The 12,262-nt window shown below is 71.9% G+C and carries 13 protein-coding genes; 3 read left to right on the forward strand and 10 right to left on the reverse strand.

All coding sequences use genetic code 11. The features are described 5' to 3' along the window. The first annotated feature begins 36 nt into the window (after window positions 1-36). The 3 genes from AC54T2_RS16920 (at window position 37) to AC54T2_RS16930 (ending at window position 2,781) form a co-directional block, all read left to right on the forward strand. On the forward strand, window positions 37-948 hold the full coding sequence (locus AC54T2_RS16920; RefSeq protein WP_186342594.1) for a glucose-6-phosphate dehydrogenase assembly protein OpcA: 912 nt from the start codon (window positions 37-39) through the stop codon (window positions 946-948). After that, window positions 945-1,670, forward strand: coding sequence for a 6-phosphogluconolactonase (gene pgl / locus AC54T2_RS16925; protein ID WP_496666759.1), 726 nt, complete (start codon window positions 945-947; stop codon window positions 1,668-1,670). The genes AC54T2_RS16920 and pgl overlap by 4 nt, the downstream gene beginning before the upstream one ends. A gap of 157 nt (window positions 1,671-1,827) precedes the next feature. Then, a complete protein-coding gene (locus tag AC54T2_RS16930; RefSeq protein WP_496666760.1) occupies window positions 1,828-2,781 on the forward strand; it encodes a type IV toxin-antitoxin system AbiEi family antitoxin domain-containing protein in 954 nt (317 codons plus the stop codon). Between the two features lie 116 nt (window positions 2,782-2,897). Here the strand turns inward: AC54T2_RS16930 and AC54T2_RS16935 are convergent, their stop codons facing one another. The 10 genes from AC54T2_RS16935 to AC54T2_RS16980 form a co-directional block, all read right to left on the reverse strand. Further along, entirely contained in the window at window positions 2,898-3,257 is a 360-nt protein-coding gene (locus AC54T2_RS16935) for an RNA polymerase-binding protein RbpA (protein ID WP_186342597.1), read from the reverse strand. A gap of 36 nt (window positions 3,258-3,293) precedes the next feature. Then, a complete protein-coding gene (secG, locus tag AC54T2_RS16940; RefSeq protein ID WP_186342598.1) occupies window positions 3,294-3,533 on the reverse strand; it encodes a preprotein translocase subunit SecG in 240 nt (79 codons plus the stop codon). Between the two features lie 43 nt (window positions 3,534-3,576). Continuing rightward, window positions 3,577-4,347 (reverse strand): triose-phosphate isomerase, encoded by a 771-nt coding sequence (gene tpiA / locus AC54T2_RS16945; RefSeq protein WP_206054628.1) that lies wholly within the window; start codon window positions 4,345-4,347, stop codon window positions 3,577-3,579. A 35-nt stretch (window positions 4,348-4,382) separates the two neighbouring features. After that, complete coding sequence (locus AC54T2_RS16950; protein ID WP_186342600.1) at window positions 4,383-5,612, reverse strand: phosphoglycerate kinase; 1,230 nt, start codon at window positions 5,610-5,612, stop codon at window positions 4,383-4,385. A 5-nt stretch (window positions 5,613-5,617) separates the two neighbouring features. Then, a complete protein-coding gene (gap, locus tag AC54T2_RS16955) occupies window positions 5,618-6,613 on the reverse strand; it encodes a type I glyceraldehyde-3-phosphate dehydrogenase (RefSeq protein ID WP_186342601.1) in 996 nt (331 codons plus the stop codon). Window positions 6,614-6,772: 159 nt separating this feature from the next. Next, on the reverse strand, window positions 6,773-7,759 hold the full coding sequence (gene whiA, locus AC54T2_RS16960) for a DNA-binding protein WhiA (RefSeq protein WP_186342602.1): 987 nt from the start codon (window positions 7,757-7,759) through the stop codon (window positions 6,773-6,775). A gap of 69 nt (window positions 7,760-7,828) precedes the next feature. After that, window positions 7,829-8,797, reverse strand: coding sequence for a gluconeogenesis factor YvcK family protein (locus tag AC54T2_RS16965; protein WP_206054369.1), 969 nt, complete (start codon window positions 8,795-8,797; stop codon window positions 7,829-7,831). 1 nt (window position 8,798) lies between these two features. Continuing rightward, a complete protein-coding gene (rapZ, locus tag AC54T2_RS16970; RefSeq protein ID WP_496666909.1) occupies window positions 8,799-9,668 on the reverse strand; it encodes an RNase adapter RapZ in 870 nt (289 codons plus the stop codon). Window positions 9,669-9,682: 14 nt separating this feature from the next. Continuing rightward, complete coding sequence (gene uvrC, locus AC54T2_RS16975; RefSeq protein ID WP_186342603.1) at window positions 9,683-11,710, reverse strand: excinuclease ABC subunit UvrC; 2,028 nt, start codon at window positions 11,708-11,710, stop codon at window positions 9,683-9,685. A 55-nt stretch (window positions 11,711-11,765) separates the two neighbouring features. Next, a complete protein-coding gene (locus AC54T2_RS16980) occupies window positions 11,766-12,239 on the reverse strand; it encodes a Rieske (2Fe-2S) protein (RefSeq protein ID WP_186342604.1) in 474 nt (157 codons plus the stop codon). Between the last annotated feature and the right edge of the window lie 23 nt (window positions 12,240-12,262).

The following is a 12,262-nucleotide window of genomic DNA, read 5'->3' on the forward strand; positions in this document are numbered from 1 at the left end:
CGCACCTTCCGCTCACGCCTCCGACGGGACCCCGAGATGATCGAGCTCACCGACACCACCTCGGCGAAGATCGCGGCCGAGTTCGTCCGCTCGCGCACCCGCGCCGGCAGCCCCGCGATGGGGATGGTGATGACGCTCATCATCGTCGCGCCGGAGGAGGACGCAGGCGAGGCGATGGTCGCGGCCAAGCGCGCCTCCCGCGAGCACCCCTCCCGGGTGCTCGGGGTGATCCTGGGCGACGGGCGCGGCACCGGCCAGGTCGACGCACAGGTCGGCAGCGGTGACGGCTGGGGTGGCGAGATCGCCCTGATCCGGCTCAAGGGCGAGGTGGTCAAGCACGCCGACTCGGTCGTCCTGCCGCTGCTCCTGCCCGACTCCCCCGTCGCCATCTGGTGGCCGACCTCGGCGCCCGCCGACCCTGCCGCCGACCCGCTCGGCTCGCTGGCGCAACGCCGCATCACCGACTCCGCCGCGGTCCCGCGGGGCAAGGCGACCGCGATGCTGACCCAGTGCCAGACCTACGCCCCCGGCAACACCGACCTGAGCTGGACGCGGCTCACGCCGTGGCGCGCCCTGCTCGCCGCGGCGCTCGACCAGCACCCGCTCAAGGTGCGCAGCGCCAAGGTCACCGCCGAGCGGACCAGCCCGAGCGCCGACCTGCTGGTGGCCTGGCTCAGTGACCGCCTCAAGGTCGACGTCGCCCGTGGCACCTCCGACGGGCCCGGGATCACCGAGGTCAGCATGGACACCCGGGAGGGCCCGATCCGGATCTCGCGCGCCGACGGACGGCTGGCGACGTTCAGCTCGCCCAACCGCCCCGACCGGCCGATCGCGCTCAAGCGGCGCGAGGTGCCCGCGCTCCTCGCCGAGGAGCTGCGCCGCCTCGACGAGGACGACATCTACGCCGAGGTCGCCGCCCACCTGGTCACGCTGAGGAGCACGAAGTGAACGATCCCGAGGTCCGCCGCCACGACGACGCCGACGCGCTGGTCGGCGACGTCGCGTCCGCGCTGCTCGACCGGCTCGAGGCGGCCCAGGCGCGCGGCGAGGTGCCGCAGGTCGGCCTCACCGGCGGCAGCATCGCCGAGCAGCTCCACCGCGAGCTCGCCCGCCGGTCCGTGGACTCCTCGCTCGACTGGTCGCGGGTGGTGATCTGGTGGGGCGACGAGCGGTTCGTCGCATCCGACTCCCCCGACCGCAACGCCGTCCAGGCCCGCGAGACGCTGCTCGACCACGTGCCGGTCGACCCGGCCAACGTCCACGAGGTGCCGGCGAGCGACCAGGTGCCGACCGCCGAGGACGCCGCCGCGGCCTACAGCGAGGCGATGCGCGAGCACGGCGCCGGGTTCTTCGAGGTGCTGATGCTCGGCATCGGCCCCGACGGGCACTGCGCGTCGCTCTTCCCCGGCCACCCGGCGCTCGGGGCGCGCGACGCGATCGCCGTCGCCGTCCACGACTCCCCCAAGCCGCCCCCCGACCGCGTCACCCTCACCTTCGAGGCGATGGAGCGGTGTCGCGCGGTCTGGTTCATCGCCAGCGGCGACGGCAAGGCCGACGCCGTCGCCCGGGCGCTCGCCCCCGACGGGTCCGTCGCCGAGACCCCCGCGCGGGGCGTACGCGGCGACGAGACCGTCTGGTGGCTCGACGAGGCCGCCGCCTCCGCCCTCTGACCCCGACCTCTCGTCGAGTGGGCGCGTCCTGACCGCATGCGGGGGTCGAGTGGGCGCGTCCTGACCGCGCACGGGTGTCGAGTGGCGCGTCCTGACCGTTGTCCACAGCGCCGGGACTGCTGGGACTGACATCGGCCCCGGCGGGAATCGTTCCGGCATGCGCGCATCCCGGTGGTTCACCCAGACCTGTCTCGATCACAGCTTCCCGCTTCCCGTGGATGCGCCGTTCGCCACGCGCGACGCCCTGGCGGCCGGCGTGACGGCGCGCGAGCTGACCCTGCTGTGCCGCGAAGGGCTCCTGCGCACCCCGATCAAGGGTGTGTACGTCGCCGCCCAGGTGCGTGACGACACGGCCCACCGACTCGCCTGCCTGCGGCTGGTTACTCCCCCGGACGCCATCGTCGTGGACCGCCACGCGGGCTGGGCACAGGGCGCCGACATGCTCCTGCACCCCAACGAGCACCTCGATGCCATGCCGATCGCGATGTTCCTTCCCCACGGCCGCGGGCGGCTGCGCAACAAGCTCGCCGAGAGTGGTGAGCGCACCTTCGACGACCGCGATCTCATCGAGGCGGGCGGCGTGCGGATGACGACGCCGTTGCGCACGGCGCTCGACCTCGGGCGTCAGAGGTGGCCCGAGCCGGCTCTCACCGCGCTGGACGCACTCCACCGGCTCGGCGCGTTCGGCGTCGGAGAGCTGTTGTCGGAGGTCGGCCGCTTCAGCCGGATGCGCTGGGTGACGACGCTGCGGCTGGTCGCTCCGCACACCGACGGCCGGGCGCAGTCCGGCGGCGAGACGGTCGTCCGGTGGCGCTGGCTCCAGCTGCCGGTCCCGCCGCCCGAACCCCAGGTCGAGGTCCGCGTCGACGGCCGGGTCGCGTTCGTCGACGTCGGCAACGAGGCGCTGCGCTTCGGCGTCGAGTTCCAGGGGGTCGAGTGGCACACCGGCGCACACGCGGACGACGACGAGGTGCGGTTCGGGTGGCTGCGCCAGGATGCCGACTGGCTGGTCGAGCCGGCGTGGTCAGCCGATGTCTACGGCCCCGACCGGCGGATCGACGACATCATCCTGGACGGCGTACGTCGAGCGCGCAGGCGTCGCGCCGCCTGAACAGGACGCGCCGACTCGACGTGTCCCCGAGAACAGGACGCGCCGACTCGACGTGTCCCGGACATCAGGACGCGCCGCCTCGAGGTGTCCCGGACGTCAGGACGCGCCCACTCGACTCAGAAGATGATCTCGCCGGCCTTGCGGCGGCTGCGGAGGAGGGCGACCGCCTCGTCGAGGATGTCGGCCGCCTCGGTCTCGCTGCGACGCTCCTTCACGTAGGCGAGGTGCGTCTTGTAGGGCTCGATCTTGGGTGCCGGGGGCGGGTTGTCGGAGTCGAGGCTGGCCGGGAGGCCGCACTTGGGGCAGTCCCAGGAATCCGGGGCCGCGGCCTCGATCGCGAACGTCACCACCGAGCGGTGGTCGTGGCTGCAGAAATAGGTGACCATCTGCCGCGGCGCGGCCTCGCCGCGCTCGGCCTCGCCCATCGGGCCGGCTCCGACTCGACTACCGCGAATCGCGTTACCAGCACCAGCCATGTCGACTCCTTCTCACAAACGCTCAGAGGGGGGTATTCAGTTGCCCTGGTAGGCCATGAGCAGGCCCAGGGCAACCACGCACGCAAACCAGATGACGCCGACCCCGATGGTGAACCGGTCGAGGTTGCGCTCAGCCACCGACGATCCCCCCAGGCTGCTGGACACGCCGCCGCCGAACATGTCGGAGAGGCCGCCTCCGCGTCCCTTGTGGAGGAGCACCAGCAGAATCATGATCGCGCTCGTGATGACGAGCAGGATGGTGAAGAGCAGAATCACGTGGCGCAGCCTACGTCACGCAGCTCGAGGACCGGAGGCCGCCTCACAGCACCGGCATGTCGTAGAACCGGCAGATGCCGCCGAACTCGTCGACCTGCAGGCTGGCGCCACCGACCAGGCAGCCGTCGACGTCGGCCTTGTCCATGATCCCGCCGACGTTGGCCGCCTTCACCGACCCGCCGTAGAGGATCCGGAGGCCGTCGGCGGCACCGTCGCCGTGCACGTGCCGGACGCGCTCGCGGATCGCCGCGCAGACCTCCTGGGCGTCGTCCGGGGTCGCCACCTCGCCGGTGCCGATGGCCCAGACGGGCTCGTAGGCGACCACGAGGTCGGCGACCTGCTCGGCGGTGAAACCGTCGAGCGAGCCGTCGAGCTGCGTGAGGGTGAACGGCACGTGCTCGCCCGCCTGGCGCACGTCGAGGCCCTCCCCGACGCACACGATCGGGGTCATCCCCGCGTGCAGCGCCTTGTGCGCCTTGGCGTTGACCAGCTCGTCTGACTCGTTGTGGTAGATGCGGCGCTCGCTGTGGCCGACCACGATGTAGGAGCAGCCCAGCTTGGCCAGCATCGTCGCGGAGATCTCGCCGGTGTAGGCGCCGTTGTCGTGGACGGAGACGTCCTGGGCCCCGTAGCGGATCGAGAGGCGGTCACCGTCGACCAGCGTCTGCACCGAGCGCAGGTCGGTGAACGGCGGCACCACGACGACCTCGACCTTGCCGAAGTCGTGACGCTTGTCCGCCAGCGTCCAGGCGAGCTTCTGGACCAGCACCACCGCTTCTTGGTGGTTGAGGTTCATCTTCCAGTTGCCCGCCATCAACGGCGTGCGGCTCTTGTTGGTCCCGGCCACGGTCAGCCCCTCTCGAGTACGGCGATGCCCGGGAGCTCCTTGCCCTCCAGGAACTCCAGCGACGCGCCACCGCCGGTGGAGATGTGGCCGAACGCGGCCTCGTCGAAGCCGAGCTTGCGCACGGCCGCGGCGGAGTCACCACCGCCGACGACGGACAGCCCGTCGACCTTCGTCAGCGCCTCGGCGACGGCACGGGTGCCGCCGGCGAACGCGTCGGTCTCGAACACGCCCATCGGGCCGTTCCAGAAGACCGTGCGCGCGTCGGCCAGGGCCGCCGCGAACGCCGCCGCCGACTCGGGCCCGATGTCGAGCCCGATGGCGTCGGCCGGGATCTCCGAGGCGGGTACGACGCTGGGCTGCGGCTCGCGGTCGCCCGACGGGAACGCCGTGTCGACCACGACGTCGGTCGGCAGCAGGATCTCCACACCGCGCTCGGCCGCCTCGGTGAGGTAGCGGGCGCAGGTGTCGACCTGGTCGGCCTCGAGCAGGCTCTTGCCCACCTCGTGGCCCTGGGCCTTGAGGAAGGTGAAGACCATCCCGCCGCCGATGAGCAGCTTGTCGGCCTTGTCGATGAGGTTGTCGATGACGCCGAGCTTGTCGGAGACCTTCGACCCGCCGAGCACGACGACGTAAGGGCGCTGGGGGTCCTCGGTGAGCCGTCGCAGCACGTCGACCTCCTTGGCGACCAGGCCGCCCATGGCGGACGGCAGCCGCAGCGCGACGTCGTAGACGCTGGCCTGCTTGCGGTGCACGACGCCGAAGCCGTCGGAGACGAACGCGTCGGCCAGCTGGGCGAGCTGGTCGGCGAACGCGGCGCGGACCTCGTCGTCCTTGCTGGTCTCGCCGTCGTTGAACCGAACGTTCTCCAGCAGGGCGACGTCGCCGTCCTGCAGGCCCGCCACCGTCTCCGTGGCGCTCGTGCCGACCGTGTCGGTCGCGAACGCCACCGGGCGGCCGAGCAGCTCGGAGAGCCGCTCGGCCACGGGCCGGAGCGAGTACTTCGGGTCGGGCGCGCCCTTCGGCCGGCCCAGGTGGGCGGTGACGACCACCCGGGCGCCGGCGTCGGAGAGCTGCTTGATCGTCGGCACGCTCGCGCGGATCCGGCCGTCGTCGGCCACCTTCATGTCCCCCGGCGTGCTGCCGTCGAGCGGGACGTTGAGGTCGGACCGGACCAGGACGCGCTTGCCCTTCAGGTCACCGAGCGAGTCGATGCCGGGAGTGGTGGCGGGCATCGGCGTCAGAGCGAGGAGCCGACGTAGGTGATCAGGTCGGCGAGCCGGTTGGAGTAGCCCCACTCGTTGTCGTACCAGCCGAGCACCTTGACCTGGTTGCCGTTGACCTTGGTGAGCGGGGCGTCGAAGATGCAGGACGCCGGGTCGGTGACGATGTCGGTGGAGACGAGCGGGTCGGTGGAGTACTTCAGGTAGCGACCGTCGGCCGCGGCCTTCACGATCTCGTTGACCTCGTCGACGGAGGTCTCGCGGGACGCCTCGAAGGTCAGGTCGGTGGCGGAGCCGGTCGGGACCGGGACGCGCATCGCGTAGCCGTCGAGCTTGCCCTTGAGCTCGGGCAGGACCAGGCCGATCGCCTTGGCGGCACCGGTGGAGGTGGGCACCATGTTGAGCGCGGCCGCGCGGGCACGACGCGGGTCCTTGTGGATGTTGTCCTGGAGGTTCTGGTCGGCGGTGTAGGCGTGGATGGTCGTCATCAGGCCCTTGTTGATGCCAAGGCCCTCGTGGAGCGCCTTGGCCATCGGCGCGAGGCAGTTGGTGGTGCACGACGCGTTGGAGATGACCGTGTGGGAGGCCGGGTCGTAGAGCTCGTGGTTGACGCCCATCACGACGGTGATGTCCTCGTTCTTGGCGGGCGCCGAGATGATGACCTTCTTGGCGCCGGCGTCGAGGTGGGCGCGCGCCTTGGTGGCGTCGGTGAAGAATCCGGTGGACTCGACGATCACGTCGGCACCGATGTCACCCCACTTGAGGGCGGCCGGGTCGCGCTCGGCGAACGCCGCGATGGTCTGGTCGCCGACGCGGATCGACGTGTCGTCGCTGGTGACGTCGGCGTCGAGGCGACCCAGGATGGAGTCGAACTTGAGCAGGTTGGCGAGCGAGGCGTTGTCGGTGAGGTCGTTGACGCCCACGATCTCGATGTCGGCGCCCGAGGCGCGCACCGCGCGGAAGAAGTTGCGACCGATGCGGCCGAAGCCGTTGATGCCTACGCGGACAGTCATGATCCGTGCCTCCTTGGTGGGGCCTTCGGTGACCCCGTCGACAGTTGGCCTTTGGTGACCAGTTACGACCCTACTGGGTGCCCGAGACCCGTCGACCCCGGGTCTCCCGCGGTACGGACCGGTAACTTGGAACGATCCAATCTGGCCGGAACGGCCCGTTCAGGCGTCCTCGGCCAGCATCTCCGGCGTCAGCGACGACTCGGTGTCGGGGATGCCGAGGTCCTCGGCGCGCTTGTCGGCCATGGCCAGCAACCGGCGGATGCGGCCGGCGATGGCGTCCTTGGTCAGGACCGGCTCGTGGAGCTGCCCGAGCTCCTCCAGCGACGCCTGCTTGTGCTCGAGGCGCAGGTGTCCGGCCTGGCGCAGGTGGTCGGGGATCTCCTCGCCGAGGATCTCCAGGGCCCGCTCCACGCGGGCACCGGCGGCGACGGCGGCACGGGCCGAGCGGCGCAGGTTGGCGTCGTCGAAGTTGGCGAGCCGGTTGGCGGTGGCCCGCACCTCGCGCCGCATCCGGCGCTCCTCCCACGCCATCAGCGACTCGTGAGCGCCGAGCCGGGTGAGGAGCGCGCCGATCGCGTCGCCGTCGCGGATCACGACCCGGTCGACGCCGCGGACCTCGCGTGCCTTGGCGGAGATGCCGAGCCGGCGGGCGACGCCGACGATGGCCAGCGCGGCCTCGGGGCCGGGGCAGGTGATCTCGAGCGAGGACGAGCGTCCGGGCTCGGTGAGCGAGCCGTGCGCGAGGAACGCGCCGCGCCACGCCGCGACCGCGTCGCACCCGCCGCCGCTGACCACGGCCGGCGGCAGCCCGCGTACGGGCCGACCGCGCTGGTCGAGCAGCCCGGTCTGGCGCGCCAGCGCCTCGCCGTCCTTGGTCACCCGCACGAGGTAGCGGCTGCCCTTGCGGATGCCGTTGCCCTGCACCATGACCACGTCGGAGGGGTGCCCGTAGACCTCGGCGATGTCGGTGCGGAGCCGCCGCGCGGCGGCGCCGGTGTCGAGCTCGGCCTCCACGACGATGCGCCCGCTCACGATGTGCAGGCCTCCGGCGAAGCGCAGCATCGAGGCCACTTCGGCCTTGCGGCAGCAGGTCTTGGTGATCTGGGTGGAGGCGAGCTCTGCCTTCACCTGCGCCGTCATAGCCATGAGGCGAATCCTGCCACGCGGGTCAACGACCCCCGGCGGGAACGGCGGCAACCGCCCTCCCGGCGTGACTCATGCCTCCTCCACGATCCGCCGGAACGCCGCGGCCAGGCTCTCCGGATCGTGGCGCGGCTCCCCCGGCACGGCGATGTCGGCGACGACGAGCCGGGCGCCCCGCTCGGCGACGTCCTTCGCGAGCCGTTCGTGGTCGTCGGCGAGCGCAGAGGAGTCGACCAGCACCGCGTGGACCGTGAGGTCGGGGGCGTGCTCGAACAGCACGGCCAGGTGGTCGGCGGGACCGAAGCCGGTGGTCTCCCCCGGCTGGGCCTCGAGGTTGAGCACGACGACGAGCCGCGCGGCGGTCTCGGCGAGCGCCCGGCGCAGCCCGGGGACCATCAGGTGCGGGATCACCGAGCTGAACCACGAGCCCGGACCCAGCACCACCCACTCCGCGGCGAGGATCGCGTCGACCGCCTCGGCGCACGCCTGCGGGTCCTCCGGCACCAGGGCGACCGACTCGATGCGTCCCGCGGTCGTGGCGACCTCGACCTGCCCGCGTACGACGGTGACCGCGTCGGGATGCGCGGCCTCGGCGCCGCGCACCCGAGCGGTGATGTCCATCGGCGTGGTCGCCATCGGCAGGACGCGGCCGTGGGCCCCGAGCAGCCGCCCGACCCAGTCGAGCGCCCGCACCGGGTCGCCCATCAGCTCCCAGAGGCCGACGATGAGCAGGTTGCCCACCACGTGGCCGTTCATCTGGCCCTGTCCCGCGAAGCGGTGCTGCAGGACCTCGGCCCAGGTGCGGCCCCACTCGTCGTCGCCGCACAGAGCCGCGAGCGCCATCCGCAGGTCGCCCGGCGGCAGCACGCCGAACTCGCCGCGCAGCCGTCCGGACGAGCCGCCGTTGTCGGCGACGGTCACGACCGCCGTGAGGTCGTCGATGGTGAGGTCGTCGTGCAGGCGGCGCAGGGCCGACAGGGTCGCGTAGAGGCCGTGGCCGCCGCCGAGCGCCACCGCGGCCTGGGCGGTGTCGCGGGCCACGTCACTCCCTGCCGAGGTCGCGGTGGGAGGTGCGCACGTCGTAGCCGGAGTCGCGCAGCAGCGCGCCGATGGCCTCGCTCATCGCGACACTGCGGTGCTTGCCGCCGGTGCACCCGACCGCCACGCGCATGAACCGCTTGCCCTCGGTGAGGTAGCCCTCGGCCACCGTCTCGAGCACCGGGAGGTACTGCTCGAGGAACCGCCCGGCACCGGGCTGCGAGAGCACGTAGGCCGACACGTCGGGGTCGCGGCCGTCCTGGGGACGCAGATCGGGGATCCAGTGGGGGTTGGGCAGGAAGCGCATGTCGGCGACCCAGTCGGCGTCGACCGGGATGCCGTACTTGAAGCCGAAGCTGATCACGGTGACCTTGAGCCGCGTCGACGCGGCCGTGCCGAAGAGCTCGGCGATGCGGTCCTTGAGCTGGTGGACGTTGAAGTTGGACGTGTCGAGGAGGACGTCGGCGTCGCCTCGGAGGTCGGCCAGCGCGGTCCGCTCGCGGTGCAGGCCGTGCAGCAGCCGTCCGCCACCCTGCAGCGGGTGGGGCCGGCGCGCCGCCTCCTGGCGCCGAACCAGCACCTCGTCGGTGGCCTCGAGGAACAGCAGGGTGGTGGGCCGCCCGGTCACCTGCTGGTGGCGGTTGGCCTGGAGGGAGTCGAAGAACGAGCCGGAGCGCACGTCGACCACCACGGCGATCGGCTGGTGGACGCCGCGACTGTCGTCGACGAGCCGCACCACGTCGCGCACCAGGGTGGGCGGGAGGTTGTCGACGACGAAGTAGCCGAGGTCCTCCAGCTCCTTGGCGGCGGTGCTGCGGCCTGCACCGGTCATGCCGGTGACGATCACCAGCTCGCCGGGGGCGGTCTCGTTCATCGCGGGCATGCCTCTCAGTCCTCCAGGATCTCGCCGGTGGCGGTGTTGACGGCCGGCTCGCGGGGAGCAGTCTTGCGCGTCGCGTCGGCCTGCGCGACCGCGTCCTTGATCGCCGTCGCCGTGCGCGGCCCGATGCCGGGCACGAGCGCGATCTGGTCGATGTCGGCCTCGCGCAGCTTCTTGAGCGAGCCGAAGTGCTTGAGCAGGGTCTTGCGCCGCACCTCGCCCAGGCCGGGGACGTCGTCGAGGGCGCTCTCCACCATCGACTTGGACCGCCGGCCGCGGTGGTGGGTGATCGCGAAGCGGTGCGCCTCGTCGCGGATCCGCTGGAGCAGGTAGAGGCCCTCGCTGGTGCGCGCCATGATCACCGGGTCCTCCTCCCCCGGCAGCCACACCTCCTCGAGGCGCTTGGCGAGCCCGCAGACGGGGATGTCGTCGATGCCGAGCTCGGCGAGCGCCTGCTGGGCCGCCGCCACCTGGGGCGGGCCACCGTCGACGACGACCAGCGAGGGCGCGTAGGCGAACTTGCGGGGACGCCCGGTCTCCGGGTCGACGAGGAGGGGCGCCTGCGGCTCGTCCTGCTGAGCCTGCGAAGCAGCCGAGCCCGCTGGCGCCGCCCGAGGAGCGTCTTGGAGCTCACTGCGAGCCTGCTCGTCGAGCAGCCGGCGGAACCGACGGGTGATCACCTCGTGCATCGAGGCGACGTCGTTCTGCCCGTCGACGCCGCGGATGACGAAGCGGCGGTATTCGGACTTGCGGGCCAGACCGTCCTCGAAGACCACCATCGAGGCGACGACCTCGGTGCCCTGGAGGTTGGACACGTCGTAGCACTCGATGCGCAACGGCACCTCGTCGAGGCCCAGCGACTTCTGGATCTCCTCGAGGGCGCGGTTGCGGGTGGTGAGGTCGCTGGCGCGCTTGGTCTTGTGGAGGGCGAGCGCCTGGGCGGCGTTGTTGGCGACCGTCTGCTGGAGGTCGCGCTTGTCGCCGCGCTGCGGGACCCGGATGACGACCCTGCTCCCCCGCCGCTCGCTGAGCAACTGCTCGAGCACGTCGCTGTCGGGCGGCAGGGCCGGCACCAGCACCTCGCGCGGGATGGAGTCGTCCTCGCCGCCGTAGAGCTGGAGGAGGAAGTCCTGGACCAGCTCGGGCGTGCCGCCCTCGTCGGTGCGGTCGGCGACCCACCCACGCTGGCCGCGGATGCGGCCGCCGCGGACGTAGAAGATCTGGACCGCCACCTCGAGGGGGTCCTCCGCGAGCGCGATCACGTCGGCGTCGGTGCCGTCACGCAGCACCACCGCCTGCTTCTCCAGCGCCTTGGTGAGCGCCCCGAGGTCGTCGCGCAGCCGGGCGGCCTTCTCGAAGTCGAGCGCCTCGGAGGCGGCGTACATCTCGCGCTCGATGCGCCGGGTGAACGCCGCGGTGTTGCCGGCCATGAAGTCGCAGAAGTCGTCGACGATCTCGCGGTGCTGCTCGGCGGTGACGTTGCCTACGCAGGGAGCCGCGCACTTGTCGATGTAGCCCAGCAGGCAGGGACGGCCGATCTGGGCGGAGCGCTTGAAGACGCCGTTGCTGCACGACCGCATCGGGAAGACGCGCAGGAGCAGGTCGACGGTCTCGCGGATCGCCCACGCGTGGCTGTAGGGGCCGAAGTAGCGGGTGCCCTTGCGCTTGGCGCCGCGGCCCACCATGACCCGGGGGAACTCCTCGCCGACGGTCACCGCCAGCCAGGGGTAGGACTTGTCGTCGCGGTACTTGACGTTGAAGCGGGGGTCGAACTCCTTGATCCAGCTGTACTCCAGCTGGAGCGCCTCGACCTCGGTGTCGACGACCGTCCACTCGACGCTGGCACCGGTGGTGACCATGCTCGCCGTGCGCGGGTGGAGGTTGCCGATGTCCTGGAAGTAGGACGAGAGGCGGGGCCGCAGGCTCTTGGCCTTGCCGACGTAGATGACGCGGCCCTTGGCGTCGCGGAAGCGGTAGACCCCCGGCTTCGTCGGGATCGATCCAGGTGCGGGTCGATAGGAGCTCGGACTGGCCACGGGTCAACCCTACGGGCGCCCCCCGACAGCCCGGAGGGCCCCGCTGCGCTGCCGATCAGGCCTCGGTGATCGAGTCCCCGTCGACGGTGATCTGCACCGCGGCGAGCGGCGCGGTGGCGGGTCCGGACAGCGGCGAGCCGTCGTCCAGCGAGAACCGGCTCATGTGGCACGGGCAGGGGATGTCGCCCTCGCTGCTGGACTGGACGAGGCAGCCCTGGTGGGTGCACACGGCCGAGAACGCCTTGAAGTCGCCCTCGGTCGGCTGGGTCACCACGACCTTCGCGTCCGTGTTGACCACGCACCCGCCGACGGGCACGTCCGAGGCGCTCGCCAGCGCCGCGCCGCCGCTCGGCGTCTGGGTGCCGTCGGTGCTCGGCGCCGAGCTCGTGTCGCTCGGCGAGGGCGTTGCCGAGTCGGCGGGGTCGGTGGCCGTCGAGTCGCCGTCGGAGCCGCAGGCGGCGAGGACGGGGACACCGACGGCGATCGCCGCCGATCCGGTGAGGGCGCGACGTCTGTTGAGGGCGGTCATGCCGCGACCCTAGCCAGCGGACC

Source organism: Nocardioides sp. Z35_8 (genome assembly GCF_059621125.1).